Below are 15,628 nucleotides of genomic sequence, written 5' to 3'. Positions count from 1 at the left end.
ACGGGGAAGAAATTTATGGTATGATAAAATAAGTAAACTTTCATACACTAATTAAGAATTTATAACAGAAAGCAAGGGATCAGATTTTGTATAGAGCAGCTATTCCAAACTTATTTACGCTCGGAAATTTATATAGCGGATTTTTATCAATCGGCTATGCATCTTTAGGATATTATAAATCAGCTGCTATTTTAGTACTTATCGGGATGATGTTAGATAGTCTTGATGGTCGTGTTGCTCGTTTATTACGCGTTGATTCACAAATGGGAAAAGAGCTTGATTCACTCGCGGATGTTGTAACATTTGGTGCAGCACCTGCTGTTTTAATGTATTACACGTCTTTTTCCAACTACGGAATCATTGGACTATACATAGCGGGATTATTCCCTCTGTTCGGAGCATATCGCTTAGCACGATTTAATGTAACACCATCTTCTACTTCTATGAAATATTTCACTGGAGTTCCGATTACTGCAGCAGGAGGGCTTGTCGCCTTCTTAACATTATTTTCACATACCATTCCAAAAATCGTTCTTATTACAGTATTTGTAACGTTCGCATTTTTAATGGTGAGCCGCATTCGTATCCCAAGTTTAAAAGATGTACCAATTCCACGATATAGCATAATTATTACACTATTTTTAGTTGGCATCATTATCACAATGTACCAAACAGGTTTTGGTAATTTTTCTGTTTTCTTATTCATTGCCATTCCACTATATATTTTGTATATGCTATCTCAATTTATTAGACAAAGACCGTCTAAAAAAGCAAATAAAGAAAAATAAGAAAAACCTTCCGAATTCGGAAGGTTTCTTTTTATTTTTCAACTAAAACTTTTTGATTTACAGGTGTTACAGGTTCTTCCTCTTTTAATACAGCTAAAATATTTCTAACTGCCATTTCAGCCATCGCATCACGCGTTTCAAATGTTGCATTTCCTACATGAGGAGTAAGTACTACGTTTTTCAATCCTTTTAATTTCTCTGTAATTTTCGGTTCAAATTCGAATACATCGAGAGCTGCACCTTCTATCTCATTTGTTTCTAGTGCATGCGCAAGTGCAGATTCATTCATAATTGGACCACGTGCAGCATTTACGATATACGCTGTTTTCTTCATCATTTTAAATTGTTCTTTATCAATCATATGATGCAGCTTTGGATTATACGCACAGTTAATTGTAATAAAATCTGCTGTTTGTAATAGTTCTTCTAACGTTACATATGTCGCTTCTAGCTCATTCTCAGCTTCAGGCTTACGATTTGGCCCCGTATATAAAACATTCATTCCAAATGCTTTCGCACGTTTTGCTACTGCTTTCCCAATTTCTCCAAGACCAATAATTCCAATTGTTTTACCATATACTTCTCGGCCTAAGAAAAATAGTGGTGCCCAACCATTAAATCCAGTTGTACGACATAATGTATCCCCTTCAGGAATTCGTCTTGCTGCAGCTAAAAGAATTGCAAATGTTAACTCCGCTGTTGCCTCTGTAGATACTTTCGGTGTATTTGTAACAGCAATCCCCTTTTCTCCAGCATATGTGTAATCAATATTATCGTAACCCGCGCCATAGTTTGCAATAATTTTCAAGTTTGGTGCTGCATCAATAACCTCTTTCGTTACCTTCGTAGAAAGTAAGCTTAAAAGTGCATCTTTATCTTTTACACGTTCCGCTAACTCTTCTACACTAATTAATTCTTCTTTATTATACATTTCTACATCATGATTTTTTAATAATTCTAATCCGATTTCTGGAATATTTCCTGCCACTAATATTTTCGCCACTACTAACACCTCTTCTATATAAAATAAGATATCTCTTATATTTTATTGTAAGAAATCCACATATAAAAACCAAGGAATTTGATTATAGTTTTGAAAATCGACACTTTTTCCCATAAGAAAAGAGGAGATCTTTCTCTCCTCTCTTCTTACGCTTTTTCTTGCGATTCTTTCCCAAGCTTCGCATCGATTGTTCCTTCTGCAACTGTATCGCTAATTTGTTCCTCAATAACAGAGTTAGCTGTATTATTCGTTTCAGAAGTATAAGCTTGATCCGCCACTTGAACATTTTGTTTATTTTGTTGTTTCGCCATTTTTCACCCTCCTTTTCATTCCTTCTTATTTTGAACAAAAAGGGTGGTTTTCATCAAAAAATCGTGGTTCATTTTGAAATTGTTACTTCTTCTTCAAGCACTCTCATCGTTCTTACTCGTTTCGTGAATGTAGCTATATGAGAAATATCATGATTGCGTAATGTCTTTATATTCTCTTCCACATACTTTCCTAAATCATTCGGATAATGGGCATCTGAGGATAGAGTAATTGGAACTCCATGCTTAGCTAATACTTGTAAATAAAGCGCACTTGGACACATTTCGCGCACTGGATAGCGATAGTACAACCCCGCATTTATTTCTGTTGCTGTATTTGTTTCCACTAACGCACGAGCAATGTCCTTATAATAAGAAAGCTGTTCATTCTCATCCAATCGATAATTAAATACTTTTATGTTATCGAGGTGAGCTATAATATCAAAAAGCTCGGAACGAACAGCACTTTCAACTGTAGCGAAAAACGTATGATATAAAGTATGTAACTCATGCGTATCAAAATACTCTTTCGTATCTGGATTATCAAATCCCCATCCATCTATAAAATGGACCGAGCCGATTACATAATCCCAATCTGCTAATGCTAGTAAGCCTTTTAACTCTTGTTCACCACCGATAAAATAATCTGCTTCAATTCCAAGTTTGAGCGTTATCCCTCGTTTTCTCCATCGCTCTTTTGCCTCTTCAATCGCCTTTGTAAAATCATAAATAGACGTTACTCTTACTTGATCTAACCATTCTTTTTGTAAACGACCAAGCTTAGAATCACTAATATCTACATACTTTTCATAATATCCTTTCGCTTCATGAAAACGGTATAAGTGATCGACAATACCAATTTCTTTTATACCTTTTCGCAAAGCTTCTTCTAAATATAAATCAATCCATTTCGTTGTAAATGGACCTTCCTTCACACGTCTTTGCAGGCGTTCTTGTGTTTTCACAAGCCAGCCTATTGAATGCTTTTCTTCTTTAAGTGGTTCATAATATTGTAGTGCTTCATTTATTTTAGCAAGCCAACCTATTGAATACGGCCCTTCTTCTAAATGAAGGTGGTAGTCCACTTTCATCCATATTCCCCCTTATAATGTATCTATTTCTCTTCGGTCCCCTACTCTTGAAAGCTTTCCATTTCTTTCTGTCACTTCTTGCATGACATCTTCTAATGAAATATTTTTTTCAGCTAATAGAACAAAACAGTGATAAAACACATCAACCATTTCTTTTATTAGTTCTTCTTTATCATTATTTTTAGAAGCAATGATTACTTCGGCACATTCCTCACCAATTTTCTTTAAAATTTTATCTTCTCCTTTCGAAAATAAATAATTAGTATATGATTCAGGAAGTGGATTTTTCTTTCGTTCTTCAATTGTTTCAAATAATAACTTAAAGATATCTTCCATATGTATCCCCCTATATAATTTTGTAGTGAAAACACGTTTTCTCTCCCGTATGACAAGCTGGTCCTACTTGCTTTACAACAACAACAATTGAATCTTGATCACAATCTAAATAAAGGGATTGAACATATTGGACATTTCCCGATGTTCCTCCTTTATTCCATAACGATTGTCTCGAGCGGGAATAAAACCATGTTCTTTTCGTTTCCAGCGTCTTTTCATACGCTTCTTCATTCATATAAGCTAGCATTAAAACTTCGTTCGTATCTTCCTCGATAACAACTACCGGTATTAAACCTTTTGAAAAATTAGGTTTCATAACCGCACCTCAACGTTTGCTTCTCTTAATCTTTTCTTTACATCCTGTACAGTCGCTTCACCATAATGGAAGATTGATGCTGCTAATGCTGCATCAACTGTTGTCTTTTGAAATACTTCTAAAATGTGATCCGCATGACCACATCCCCCTGATGCGATTACTGGGACGGAAACGCTGTTTGAAATTGCCTCTGTTAAACGAAGGTCATATCCATTTTTTGTTCCATCTGCATCCATACTCGTCAGCAAAATTTCTCCTGCTCCGAGCTTAACGACACGCTTCGCCCATTCTATTGCATCCATTCCCGTATCAATTCTTCCGCCATTTACGTATACATTCCATTTATCTTCCGCTACTTTTCTAGCATCGATTGCTACGACAATACATTGCGATCCAAAATGTTCTGCACCTGCCTGGATTAGCTTTGGATTTCGCACTGCAGCTGAGTTAATTGAAACTTTATCCGCTCCAGCTCTTAGAAGATTATACATATCTTGAACATTTGCAATCCCCCCGCCAACTGTAAGAGGAATAAATACTTTTGAAGCAGTTTTTTCTACAACATCTATAATCGTTTTTCGCCCTTCATGCGTCGCAGTAATATCTAAAAATACGATTTCATCTGCCCCCGCATCATTATATAAAGCTGCTATTTCAACAGGATCACCGACGTCTTGTAATCCTATAAAATTCACTCCCTTTACTACTCGACCTTCTTTTACATCTAGACATGGAATAATTCGTTTCGCTAACATAACTTTATAACCTCTAACACTTCTTCTAAATCAATCGTTTTCTCGTAAAGTGCCTTCCCAATGATGACGCCATATATATTCATATCATTTAATCTTTTCACATCTTGAATAGATGCTACACCTCCAGATGCAATTACACGAATGCCCACATTTTTTTGCAGTAACTCTAATTGTTCAAAATTTGGTCCTGCAAGCGTCCCGTCTTTCGATATGTCTGTAAACACAATCGTTTGAACACCTAAACTTGCCATTTGCTTCGCTAAATCGATGTAAGAAATTTCAGATAAATCTAACCAACCCCTCGTTGCTACGAAACCATTTTTCGCATCAATTCCAACAATAATTTTCTCTTTATATAGACGAACGGCTTCTTCTAAAAATGATTTATCATACAGTGCAGCAGTCCCTAAAATCACTTTTTCTACACCTACTGATAATAGCTTCTCCACCACCGCAAGTGACCGAACTCCCCCTCCAACTTGCACCGGAATACGTACCGCCCTGCATATTTTTTCAATAACAGGCAAATTTACTGCTTCCCCAGCAATTGCTCCATCTAAATCAACGATGTGCAATATTTTCGCTCCAAGTTTTTCAAATACAATCGCTTGCGCAACCGGATCTTCATTCATCACCGTTTCTTTACTAAATTCTCCTTGATATAGCCTGACGCATCGTCCTTCTTTTAAATCGATAGCTGGGAAGATTTCCATGCTTCTACCACCTCTTTGAAATTTTTTAACATTTGCATCCCAATTTCGCCACTTTTTTCAGGATGAAACTGTGCACCGAATATATTTCCTTTTGCTACAAAACCAGGTACTTTCACTCCATACTCACTTGCGCCATATACAATCTCATTTGGACAATCTGCATAATAAGAGTGAACATAATATACGAAAGAACCGTCCTCTACTCCATTCCAAAGCGATATTTCTCCTTCTTTTTTTAATTCATTCCACCCCATATGTGGAATTTTATAAGGAACTTTTAACTTTCGGATGACACCTGGCAATAAATTTAATCCGTTACAGTTTTGTAGTTCCTCACTTTTTTCAAATAAAAGCTGCATTCCTAAGCAAATGCCCAGAAGCGGTTTCCCTGAACTTCCAACTTCTTTTAGCACATATACTAAATCTTTTTTTTCTAAAACGTCCATCGCTTTCGGAAATGCACCTACTCCTGGTAAAATAACTCCATCACTTCTCAATATTTCTTCTATATCATCCGTTACGATATACTCTGCTCCAATATATTTTAATGCCTGTTCCACACTGCGAATATTTCCCATTCCATAATCTATAATTGCAATCAATTACAACATTCCTTTCGTTGAATTTACGCCAGTAATCTTGTCATTTTTATCGACTGCTTCTCTAAGCGCTCGACCGAATGCTTTAAATAAAGCTTCAATTTTGTGATGTGTATTGCTTCCATATAGTATGCGAGCATGTAATGTAATATTTGCAGCATGGGCAACTGCTCTAAAAAATTCTTCCGTTAGTTCTGTGTCAAAATCTCCAAGCTTCGGATTTGTTAATTCACCTTGAAACACAATATATGAGCGCCCGCTTATATCAATTGCGACAAATCCTAAAGACTCATCCATTGGCACATATGCCGATCCGTACCTGTTAATTCCCTCTTTATTTTGCAATGCTTCTTTCAAGCAAGTTCCGAGTACAATTCCAACATCTTCAACTGTATGATGAGCATCAACGAATACATCACCTTCAGCTTCAACTTGCAAACCAAATCTTCCGTGCCTTGCAAATAAAGTTAGCATATGATCAAAAAATCCAACTCCCGTTTGCACAGAAACATTCGTACTTTCATCAAGTTGCAAACTTAATTTAATTTTCGTTTCCGTCGTCTCACGTACTTGACTAGATTGGCGCATTATTCTTCCTCCTTAAACCTAATTTGAATCGCTCTCGCGTGTGCATGTAAACCTTCTTTATTTGCGAGTTCTACAATATGATGTTGTACACTTTTTAACGCTTCTTCCGTATAAGAAATAAAGCTTGATTTTTTCACAAAATCATCGACAGATAACGGAGAGAAGAACCTTGCCGTTCCACTTGTCGGTAATACGTGATTCGGTCCTGCCAAATAATCTCCGAGCGGTTCAGGTGCATATGGGCCAAGAAAAATTGATCCTGCATGCTTTACATAAGCTAGAGCATTCATTGGCTCTTTTATATGTAACTCTAAATGTTCTGGAGCAATTTCATTTGATAATTGAAACGCCTCTTCTAAAGAAGGAACAATAAAAATTGCTCCATTTCTTTTTATTGATTCACGAGCGATTTCACTTCTTGGCAACGTCTCTAACTGTCTTTCTATTTCTCTTTCTACTTCTTTCGCAAGCTGTATATTCGTTGTAATACAAATAGCTGTCGCCCTTTCGTCATGTTCTGCTTGTGATAATAAATCTGCAGCAATATAATTGGCATTTCCTGTTTCATCTGCTATAACTACAATTTCTGACGGTCCAGCAATCATATCTATATTTACTATCCCGTATACTTCTCGCTTCGCTAGAGCGACATACAAATTCCCTGGCCCAACTATTTTGTCTACTTTAGGAATCGATTCTGTTCCGTATGCTAGAGCAGCAATTGCTTGAGCACCACCGGCCATATAAATTTCATCTACACCTGCAAGGCTTGCAGCAGCTAATATATGCGGATCAATTCCTCCTTGTCTCGGCGGTGTTACCATTACAATTTTTTTTACACCTGCGAGTTTTGCTGGCAATACATTCATTAATACTGATGAAGGATACGAAGCTGTTCCACCTGGCACATACACACCTACATTTTCTAACGGCCGAATGAGCTGCCCTCTAATTACCCCTTCACTTTCACAATCGAACATAGATTGTCTTTTTTGCTTTTCGTGATACGAGACAATGTTTTTCTTCGCTTCTTTTAACGCTTCTAAAAAAGAATGTTCTACAAACTTACTTGCTTGTTTTATTTCTTGCTCACTTACACGAAAATCTTTTATCTCTACCCCATCAAACTTTTTTGTATAGAACGATACACCCTCATCTTTACTCTCCCTTACGTTTTGAACAATTTCTCTTACACTTCTTTGAACAGTTTCTTCTATTATATTAGCGCTTTCTCGTAGCAATTTTATTTTCGATAACGCCTCTCGGAAATCTTCATACACTATCTCCATTTCAAGTCCCCCTATTTCCCTGACAAAATTTCTTGCTCCATCTTATTTATAACGCTGAATATTTCGTCTTTTTTAGTTTTCAACGCAGCCTTATTCACAATCATCCGAGCTGATATAGAACACATTTCTTCAAATACAATTAATCCGTTTTCTTGTAATGTTTTTCCTGTTTCAACTATATCAACAATCGCATCTGCCAATCCCAGAAGCGGAGCAATCTCTACGGATCCTTCTATTTTAATAATTTCTACATCCTCCCCTTTATCATGAAAATAAGTGGAAGTAATGTGCGGATATTTCGTAGCAATTCGTTTCTTTCGGTAACTCTTCGGATTATACGTAGGAATAGAAGCGACACAAAATTTACACACACCTACTCCTAAATCCACCATCTCATATATATCTTTCTCACATTCCATTAAAATATCTTTTCCAACGACTCCAATATCAGCTACGCCATGTTCCACATAAGTAGCAACATCCACCGCTTTCACTAAAATAAATGAAATATTTGTGTTTTTACTTTTAAACACCAGTTTCCTTCCTTTATCTTTGAGCTCTGAACAATCAATTCCAATTTTCTCAAACAGTGGAATAACATGCTTTTCTAATCTACCTTTCGTTAACGCAATTTGAATGTTACGCATGAAGCCTCCCCTTCTTTCTGGATGATCCATTTCTCTCTCCATACATATTCCACCAATGACTCACTCTTCGTCTCAACGACCGTCATTATTTTATTCTTTTTTGCAAATTGAAAACTGTCGTTTAAATTAGAGAATAGAGATAACTCCACTTTCTTTCCGTCCTTTTGAAGTAAATTTCGTAATCTTTCTGCTTCTGCTAAACTATTTAACTCATAATGAATCATAATATCTATTTGCTTTCGTTTATATGGTTTTTGCTGCTCTTGAAGTGCCTTAACAATTTGATTTACTTGCACCGCGAGTCCCACCGCTGGCATCATTTCTCCAAAATTGCTAATTAACTCATCGTATCTTCCGCCACTAACGATTTCTTCTCCAATTTCATATATATACCCTTTGAAAATAACACCCGTATAATAATCCAAATGTTGAATCATACCTAAATCAATTGATATGTAAGAGCCATATCCTAACTTTTCAATTGTTTCATACATTTCTTTCACCCTTGCAATTGCCTTTTTCATTTCATTACTTGAAGCAAGTTTTTCCGCTTCCTCAATGACTTCTAAATTCCCAAATAATCTTGGTAATTTCTCAAGTAATCTTACTGTTTCATCACACCGATTTAATTTCTTTTCTCCGATAAAACGTGAGAGTGCGGCATAATTTTTACTTTCAATATACGTCCTAAGTGACTTTTCTTCTTCATCATTAATGGAGAGCTTTTTTACAATACATTTATATAACTGCACTTGCCCAATCTCAATTGTGAAAGATTGCACCTTCAATTTTTGAAGTGCTTGAATTACGCTTATCACACATTCAATTTCAGCCCTTACATTATCAATTCCGATAATTTCAATACCACTTTGCACTATTTCATTATATTTCCCAGTAAGAGACTCATTCGCCCGAAATACATTCCCGCTATACGTTACTTTAAGAGGAATATCCCCTCTCTGTGTTCCAATTACTCTTGCTAAAGGAATCGTCATATCTGGGCGCAAAACGATAATCCGTCCTTTTTCATCAAAAAACTTATACATCTTTTCTTCATCTATCGGCCTGTTTTGAAATGCAAAAACATCGTAAAACTCAATTGTAGGTGTCCTTATTTCTTCATAACCTCTCTCTAAAAATGTACGTCTTAATTTTTGTTCCACTTCTTCAATTAACGTACATTCTTCGAATAAGTAATCTCTCGTTCCATTCGGATTTGCCCGCTTCCACTTTGTCATCTGAATTCACACACCCTTCCCTCTTTAATATATGCCCATTCCATTCACCCAAACCGAAAATAAAAAGAGCCTTGTAGACAAAATACCTACAAGGCTCTTTTTAGTAGAGTGTAGGTACAACGGGAATAACCCTTGTACCTACACGTTTTCACGTTAGGTTCAAGGGTTTCATGTATGATGATGTAGTTGTGTAAGCATTTTAATAGATTGTATTGTATTCATAACACTTACTCCCTTTCTCCTCTGATTTTTACATAGTATATAACAGATAATTCTGAATGTAAATACATTTTTAATACTCCGTTATTTCTTAATATGAAGCTACTTTTCTTTCATACTCTCCAATTTCTTGTTCATATTGCATCGTAATGGCAATTTCATCTAGACCATTTAATAATTTTTCTTTCCACATTTTCTCAATTGTAAAATGAATCCTGTGCGTATTCGTTGTAATTACTTCATTCTCTAAATCAACTTCTATTTGATCTCTCGCATTCGTTTTGGCAAGTTGTTCACGCATCTCTTTATCCATTACAATCGGTAACATACCATTCTTCATACAATTCATATAAAAAATATCTGCAAATCCTCCAGCGATAATAACGCGGAAACCGTAATCAGCAAGCGCCCAAGGAGCATGTTCTCTTGAAGAACCACATCCAAAATTATCACCTGTAATTAATATACTTGCTCCTTTTCTGTCTAGATCATTAAGGGGGAAATTAGGATTTTCATGACGCTCATTATCGTAACGCCACTCATCAAATAAATACTTTCCAAATCCCGTCCTTTCAATTCTCTTTAAGTATTGCTTCGGAATAATTTGATCTGTATCAATATTATCATTCATAAGTACAGCGACCGTACCTTTATGAATACGAAATGGCTCCATCATAACTCTCCTTTCTAATATCAACAAAATGCCCATATAATGCAGCCGCTGCTGCCATAGCTGGGCTTACTAAATGTGTTCTCGCTCCCTTCCCTTGTCTTCCTTCAAAGTTACGATTTGAAGTAGAAGCACAATGTTCTCCTTCAGGTACTTGATCTGGATTCATCCCAAGACACATTGAACATCCAGGCTCTCTCCATTCAAATCCAGCTTCTTCAAATATGTGATGTAATCCTTTTTGCATCGCCGCTTCTCTTATCCTTTTAGATCCAGGCACAACGAGTGCTCGCACACCTTCTTTTACTTTTCTCCCTTTTACAACAGCTGCGGCAATTTCTAAATCAGATAAACGTGAATTTGTACAAGAACCAATAAAGACATGCTTAACAGGAATTTCAAAAGTACTTTGTCCAGGGCTCAATCCCATATAAGAAAATGCTCTTTCATCATTTCCATCCTGTTTTTCTGGTAATTTTTCATCAATACGAACACCCATACTTGGATTTGTTCCCCAAGTGACGTACGGCGCTAAATCCGTAACATCTATTGAAATATGTAAATCATAAATCGCATCTGAATCTGTATAAAGCTCCGACCATTTTTTCTTGAAAGATTCATAGTCTTTCGGTGCATACTTACGCCCTTTTACATAAGAAAATGTTTTTTCATCCGGTGCGATAATGCCTGCTTTCGCTCCTCCTTCAATTGCCATATTGCAAAGTGTCATTCGCTCTTCCATATCCATATCATGGATCGTCTCTCCATAGAATTCCATTACATACCCTGTTCCAACCGCTACACCGTACTTTGAGAGAAGATGCAAAATAATATCCTTTGCATAAACGCCTTTCGGTAACTTTCCTTTTAATTCAATCCCCATCGCTTTCGGTTTTCGTTGCCACAACGTTTGCGTTGCTAATACATGCTCTACTTCACTCGTACCAATACCAAACGCTAAAGCACCGAAAGCACCGTGGGTTGCTGTATGGCTATCACCACAAACAATTGTTTTCCCTGGCTGTGTGAGTCCAAGCTCCGGTCCGATAACATGAACGATTCCTTGCTCTTCATCACCAATATCAGCTAATCGCACCTGAAATTGTTTACAATTGTCACGAAGTGTATCCAACTGCTGCTTCGCAATGCGATCGGTAATATTCCAAACATCTTTCGTTGGAATATTATGATCCATCGTTGCAAACGTTAATTCCGGTCTCCGAACAGTTCGATTTGCAAGCCGCAAGCCTTCAAAGGCTTGCGGTGAAGTTACTTCGTGAACGAGATGAAGATCGATATATAATAAATCCAATCCATTTTCATTTGTTGCAACTACATGTCTTTCCCAAAGCTTATCTAGTAATCTTTTTCCCATTATCGTCCTCTCCCTACTAGCGCCTGCTCTTCCATTTCTTGAATAACCGCCTTCGTAAATGAAGTTGTCGTCTCATCTCCGCCAATATCCGCTGTACATTTTCCAGTTTGAAGAACTGCAGAAATGGCCTCTTCAATCGCATTTCCTTCTCTTGTTAATCCAAACGACTGTCCAAGCATCATTGCAACCGAACGCATCATTGCAATTGGATTTGCTTTATTTTTTCCAGCAATATCTGGTGCTGATCCGTGAATAGGTTCATATAAAGACGGTCCGTTTTCCGCATGACTCGCTGATGGAAGCATTCCTAGCGATCCTGCTAATACAGACGCTTCATCACTTAAAATATCACCAAACAAATTTTCTGTTACGATAACGTCAAATCTCCTCGGGTTCCGAATTAACTCCATAGCAGCTGCATCTACTAAAATGTGCTCTAATTCAACATGAGGATAACGAAGAGCTACTTCTTCCGTAACAGTTCTCCATAATTTACTAGATTCTAAAACATTCGCCTTATCAATAGACGTTACTTTTTTCTCTCTCTTACTCGCTAATTGAAAAGCATAAGAAACGATACGTTCAATTTCATGGCGATGATACGTAAGAGTATCTGTTGCTACTTCTTCCGTGCGCTCTTTCGGATAAGAAAAATAAATACCACCTGTTAATTCACGAACGACAACGAAGTCAATTTCATCAGCGTTTTTTAATGGTGATAAATGCGAAGTTGAGCTTTCTACCGTTACAGGGCGAACATTTGCAAATACACCAAGTCCTTTCCTTAAAGCTAATAGTCCTTTCTCCGGCCTTTCTTTCGCACTATCCCATCGCGGTCCACCAACTGCTCCAAGTAAAACCGCATCACTCGCTAAACAAGCGGCAAGTGTTCGTTGTGGTAATGGTTGCCCAGTTAAATCAATGGCAGCTCCGCCAAAGTGCTCATCCTGTAAATAAAAACGATGACCGTATAACCTCTCTACCATATACAATACTTCTTTTGCGCTTTCCATAATTTCTGGACCAACACCATCACCAGCTAAACAAACGATACGTTTTTCCAATTTGAGCACCCCTTTGACAGAATTTTCAGAACTTTATTTTGATAGGTGGGGAAAGAATTCCTCACCTATCAAACACTTATTTCACAACAGTTATAAAAGATTTCAATTTTCCAGCCGCATGGACATACGCTCTCGCCGATGCTTCTAATACGTCTTGCGCAACACCAAAACCTGATACTTGATGAGTTCCTTCTTTTAATTCAACATGAACATGTGCAAGTGCATCTTGACCTTGCGTAATAGATTGTATGCGATAATCCGCTAAGGCACATTCTAACCCTAAAATTCTTTGAATTGCATTATAGATCGCTTCAATACTTCCAGAACCAGTTGCTGCATCTTCGTATATATTTCCTTCCTCATCTTTCAGTACAACTGTTGCGCACTGGGTACTATTTGATACGAAATGTACTTGCAATTGCGTAATGCTATATTGTTGCGCCGAAAATGCTGCTTCACCAAGCATAAGCGCACGCAAATCTTCTTCTGTAATTTCCTTTTTTCGATCAGCTAATTTTTTAAATGCTTCAAACACCGCATCTCGTTCTTCGTTTGTAAATTCATAGCCTAGTTCTTTCATTTTTTCCGTAAATGCGTGACGTCCAGAATGTTTTCCAAGTACAAATAGATTTTGAGATTCACCTATAAGCGCCGGTTCAATAATTTCATATGTCGTCACTTCTTTTAAAACACCATCTTGATGAATACCTGACTCATGGGCGAATGCATTTGCTCCAACAATCGCTTTATTTTTTGGTACAACCATACCTGTTAAACGACTTACTAATGTACTTGTCGCTTTAATCTCTTTTAACGTCATAGAGGACTCTGCTTCATAGAAATCTTTTCTAATATGGAGAGCAACCGCGACTTCTTCTAGAGCTGCATTCCCCGCTCTTTCTCCAATTCCATTAATGGTTCCTTCTACTTGTAACGCTCCGCCTTCAACCGCAGCTAATGAATTCGCTACTGCCATCCCAAGATCATCGTGACAATGACAAGAGAAAATTGCTTTCTCATAAGAAGGAACGGATTCTTGTAAATATTTAAAGAGAGAATAATATTCTTCTGGATTCGTATATCCAACTGTATCAGGAATATTGATTACATTCGCTCCTGCTCTAATCGCAACTTCTACTGCTTCAGCTAGAAAGTTCCTCGATGTTCTTGTCGCATCTTCTGCTGAAAATTGTACTGTCGGAAATAATGATTTCCCGAGCATAACCGAGCGATGAATACTATCTAATACATCTGCTTTTGACATACAAAGCTTATATTTCATATGAATATCACTTGTAGCTAAAAACACGTGTAAACGAGGAGATACAGCACCTTTCACTGCTTCATATGCTCTTCGAATATCGCTTTCCTTCGCTCTAGCTAAACTCATAACCGTAGCATTTTGAATTGTATTTGCGATACGCTTTACCGATTGAAAATCCCCTTCAGAAGCCGCTGCAAATCCAGCTTCCATTACATTAATTCCAAGCTTCTCTAGTTGCCTTGCAATTTGCAACTTCTCTTGTTCATTTAAATTAACTCCAGGTGATTGTTCGCCATCACGAAGCGTCGTATCCATGAACAAAATTTGCTTCATATTATTTAATCCCTACCTTTACTCGCGGCTGTACAAATGGCATCATCTCACGTAATTTACGCCCAACTACTTCGATTTGATGTTCGTTTTCTTTCTCATTTGTCGCCTGGAAATGAGGTCTTCCTGCTTTATGCTCGGCAATCCACCCTCTTGCAAATGTACCATCTTGAATTTCTGCTAACACTTCCCCCATCGCTTTCTTCGTATGCTCTGTCACGACACGTGGTCCCGATACGAAGTCACCCCACTGCGCTGTATCTGAAACTGAATACCTCATATTTTCAAGTCCGCCTTCATACATAAGGTCAACAATTAGTTTTAGTTCATGTAAACATTCAAAATATGCAAGTTCAGGCTGATATCCTGCGTCAACTAGCGTTTCAAACCCTGCTTTTACAAGTGCAGTCACTCCGCCGCAAAGTACAGCTTGCTCTCCAAATAGATCTGTTTCTGTTTCTTCTTTAAACGTTGTTTCTAATACACCTGCTCTCGTCGCCCCAATTCCATCTGCATATGAAAGTGCCTTTTCAGTCGCAACTCCTGTTGCATCTTGATATACTGCAAATAATGCAGGAACGGCTCCCCCTTCAACAAACGTACGACGTACTAGATGTCCCGGACCTTTCGGTGCTACTAGAAATACATCTACATTAGCTGGCGGTTTTACTTGATCAAAGTGAACATTAAAGCCATGTGCGAATACGAGGGAATTTCCAGCCTGTAAATTTGATGCAATTTCGGCTTCATATACTTCTGGCTGTAATTCATCAGGTAGTAGAACCATTACTACATCCGCTTTTTCTGCTGCTTCCGCTACTGTATATACAGAAAATCCATCTTCTTTCGCCTTATCCCATGACTTTCCTTTTCTCAGTCCAACTACTACATCAAATCCGTTATCACGTAAGTTTTGCGCGTGCGCATGACCTTGTGATCCGTATCCGATGATTGCTACTTTCTTTTCCTTTAATACATTTACCGTTACATCTTTTTCATAATAAACTTTCGCCATTTTCTTTTCCCCCTATATTT

18 protein-coding genes are annotated in these 15,628 nt (G+C 37.4%); 1 reads left to right on the top strand and 17 read right to left on the bottom strand.

Annotated features, from left to right (window positions below; translation table 11 throughout):
* The first annotated feature begins 86 nt into the window (after nt 1–86).
* Nucleotides 87–788, top strand: coding sequence for a CDP-diacylglycerol--serine O-phosphatidyltransferase (pssA, locus tag MR109_RS08245; protein ID WP_000285417.1), 702 nt, complete (start codon nt 87–89; stop codon nt 786–788).
* A gap of 31 nt (nt 789–819) precedes the next feature.
* On the opposite strand, the gene MR109_RS08240 is transcribed toward pssA, so the two are convergent.
* The 17 genes from MR109_RS08240 to ilvC form a co-directional block, all read right to left on the bottom strand.
* The gene (locus tag MR109_RS08240) at nt 820–1,800 is read right to left on the bottom strand and encodes a 2-hydroxyacid dehydrogenase family protein (protein WP_242271722.1); all 981 of its coding nucleotides are present in this window, start codon (nt 1,798–1,800) and stop codon (nt 820–822) included.
* 137 nt (nt 1,801–1,937) lie between these two features.
* Nucleotides 1,938–2,102 carry a YozQ family protein gene (locus MR109_RS08235; RefSeq protein WP_053081327.1) on the bottom strand — a complete coding sequence of 55 codons (165 nt, stop codon included), beginning with the start codon at nt 2,100–2,102 and terminating at the stop codon, nt 1,938–1,940.
* 68 nt (nt 2,103–2,170) lie between these two features.
* Nucleotides 2,171–3,190 carry a histidinol phosphate phosphatase domain-containing protein gene (locus MR109_RS08230; protein WP_048370537.1) on the bottom strand — a complete coding sequence of 340 codons (1,020 nt, stop codon included), beginning with the start codon at nt 3,188–3,190 and terminating at the stop codon, nt 2,171–2,173.
* A gap of 12 nt (nt 3,191–3,202) precedes the next feature.
* Nucleotides 3,203–3,526: a phosphoribosyl-ATP diphosphatase gene (hisE, locus tag MR109_RS08225; RefSeq protein WP_002171065.1), complete on the bottom strand. Its 324-nt coding sequence runs from the start codon at nt 3,524–3,526 to the stop codon at nt 3,203–3,205.
* A gap of 10 nt (nt 3,527–3,536) precedes the next feature.
* Nucleotides 3,537–3,842 carry a phosphoribosyl-AMP cyclohydrolase gene (gene hisI, locus MR109_RS08220; protein WP_002171064.1) on the bottom strand — a complete coding sequence of 102 codons (306 nt, stop codon included), beginning with the start codon at nt 3,840–3,842 and terminating at the stop codon, nt 3,537–3,539.
* Complete coding sequence (hisF, locus tag MR109_RS08215) at nt 3,839–4,597, bottom strand: imidazole glycerol phosphate synthase subunit HisF (protein WP_098304322.1); 759 nt, start codon at nt 4,595–4,597, stop codon at nt 3,839–3,841. The genes hisI and hisF overlap by 4 nt, the downstream gene beginning before the upstream one ends.
* Nucleotides 4,591–5,310 carry a 1-(5-phosphoribosyl)-5-[(5-phosphoribosylamino)methylideneamino]imidazole-4-carboxamide isomerase gene (gene hisA, locus MR109_RS08210; protein WP_242271720.1) on the bottom strand — a complete coding sequence of 240 codons (720 nt, stop codon included), beginning with the start codon at nt 5,308–5,310 and terminating at the stop codon, nt 4,591–4,593. Before hisA ends, hisF begins: the two co-directional genes overlap by 7 nt.
* Nucleotides 5,283–5,912 (bottom strand): imidazole glycerol phosphate synthase subunit HisH, encoded by a 630-nt coding sequence (gene hisH / locus MR109_RS08205; RefSeq protein ID WP_071721243.1) that lies wholly within the window; start codon nt 5,910–5,912, stop codon nt 5,283–5,285. Before hisH ends, hisA begins: the two co-directional genes overlap by 28 nt.
* Nucleotides 5,913–6,497 carry an imidazoleglycerol-phosphate dehydratase HisB gene (hisB, locus tag MR109_RS08200; protein ID WP_025147305.1) on the bottom strand — a complete coding sequence of 195 codons (585 nt, stop codon included), beginning with the start codon at nt 6,495–6,497 and terminating at the stop codon, nt 5,913–5,915.
* A complete protein-coding gene (gene hisD, locus MR109_RS08195; RefSeq protein WP_098789153.1) occupies nt 6,497–7,786 on the bottom strand; it encodes a histidinol dehydrogenase in 1,290 nt (429 codons plus the stop codon). The genes hisB and hisD overlap by 1 nt, the downstream gene beginning before the upstream one ends.
* A gap of 11 nt (nt 7,787–7,797) precedes the next feature.
* Nucleotides 7,798–8,433: an ATP phosphoribosyltransferase gene (gene hisG / locus MR109_RS08190; protein WP_025147307.1), complete on the bottom strand. Its 636-nt coding sequence runs from the start codon at nt 8,431–8,433 to the stop codon at nt 7,798–7,800.
* Nucleotides 8,409–9,671 (bottom strand): ATP phosphoribosyltransferase regulatory subunit, encoded by a 1,263-nt coding sequence (locus tag MR109_RS08185; RefSeq protein ID WP_242271718.1) that lies wholly within the window; start codon nt 9,669–9,671, stop codon nt 8,409–8,411. Before MR109_RS08185 ends, hisG begins: the two co-directional genes overlap by 25 nt.
* 310 nt (nt 9,672–9,981) lie before the next feature.
* Nucleotides 9,982–10,563, bottom strand: a complete 582-nt coding sequence (gene leuD / locus MR109_RS08180; protein ID WP_242271716.1) for a 3-isopropylmalate dehydratase small subunit — start codon at nt 10,561–10,563, stop codon at nt 9,982–9,984.
* The gene (gene leuC, locus MR109_RS08175) at nt 10,541–11,935 is read right to left on the bottom strand and encodes a 3-isopropylmalate dehydratase large subunit (RefSeq protein WP_098304319.1); all 1,395 of its coding nucleotides are present in this window, start codon (nt 11,933–11,935) and stop codon (nt 10,541–10,543) included. Before leuC ends, leuD begins: the two co-directional genes overlap by 23 nt.
* Nucleotides 11,935–12,999, bottom strand: coding sequence for a 3-isopropylmalate dehydrogenase (leuB, locus tag MR109_RS08170; RefSeq protein ID WP_002171054.1), 1,065 nt, complete (start codon nt 12,997–12,999; stop codon nt 11,935–11,937). Before leuB ends, leuC begins: the two co-directional genes overlap by 1 nt.
* A gap of 76 nt (nt 13,000–13,075) precedes the next feature.
* A complete protein-coding gene (leuA, locus tag MR109_RS08165) occupies nt 13,076–14,596 on the bottom strand; it encodes a 2-isopropylmalate synthase (RefSeq protein ID WP_242271714.1) in 1,521 nt (506 codons plus the stop codon).
* Nucleotide 14,597: 1 nt separating this feature from the next.
* On the bottom strand, nt 14,598–15,608 hold the full coding sequence (gene ilvC / locus MR109_RS08160) for a ketol-acid reductoisomerase (protein WP_025147312.1): 1,011 nt from the start codon (nt 15,606–15,608) through the stop codon (nt 14,598–14,600).
* Between the last annotated feature and the right edge of the window lie 20 nt (nt 15,609–15,628).

Origin of the sequence: Bacillus cereus group sp. BfR-BA-01310, assembly GCF_022664325.1 — a bacterium.
GTDB lineage: Bacteria > Bacillota > Bacilli > Bacillales > Bacillaceae_G > Bacillus_A > Bacillus_A paramycoides.
Note: the sequence above shows the minus strand (reverse complement) of the source record. Positions and strands in the feature narration are given on the sequence as shown.

Coding starts and splice junctions, on each gene's coding strand:
- MR109_RS08235 (WP_053081327.1), bottom strand. CDS start 2,102: ATGGCGAAACAACAAAATAAACAAAATGTTCAAGTGGCGGATCAAGCT.
- MR109_RS08230 (WP_048370537.1), bottom strand. CDS start 3,190: ATGAAAGTGGACTACCACCTTCATTTAGAAGAAGGGCCGTATTCAATA.
- hisE (WP_002171065.1), bottom strand. CDS start 3,526: ATGGAAGATATCTTTAAGTTATTATTTGAAACAATTGAAGAACGAAAG.
- hisI (WP_002171064.1), bottom strand. CDS start 3,842: ATGAAACCTAATTTTTCAAAAGGTTTAATACCGGTAGTTGTTATCGAG.
- hisF (WP_098304322.1), bottom strand. CDS start 4,597: ATGTTAGCGAAACGAATTATTCCATGTCTAGATGTAAAAGAAGGTCGA.
- hisA (WP_242271720.1), bottom strand. CDS start 5,310: ATGGAAATCTTCCCAGCTATCGATTTAAAAGAAGGACGATGCGTCAGG.
- hisB (WP_025147305.1), bottom strand. CDS start 6,497: ATGCGCCAATCTAGTCAAGTACGTGAGACGACGGAAACGAAAATTAAA.
- hisD (WP_098789153.1), bottom strand. CDS start 7,786: ATGGAGATAGTGTATGAAGATTTCCGAGAGGCGTTATCGAAAATAAAA.
- hisG (WP_025147307.1), bottom strand. CDS start 8,433: ATGCGTAACATTCAAATTGCGTTAACGAAAGGTAGATTAGAAAAGCAT.
- MR109_RS08185 (WP_242271718.1), bottom strand. CDS start 9,671: ATGACAAAGTGGAAGCGGGCAAATCCGAATGGAACGAGAGATTACTTA.
- leuD (WP_242271716.1), bottom strand. CDS start 10,563: ATGGAGCCATTTCGTATTCATAAAGGTACGGTCGCTGTACTTATGAAT.
- leuC (WP_098304319.1), bottom strand. CDS start 11,935: ATGGGAAAAAGATTACTAGATAAGCTTTGGGAAAGACATGTAGTTGCA.
- leuA (WP_242271714.1), bottom strand. CDS start 14,596: ATGAAGCAAATTTTGTTCATGGATACGACGCTTCGTGATGGCGAACAA.
- ilvC (WP_025147312.1), bottom strand. CDS start 15,608: ATGGCGAAAGTTTATTATGAAAAAGATGTAACGGTAAATGTATTAAAG.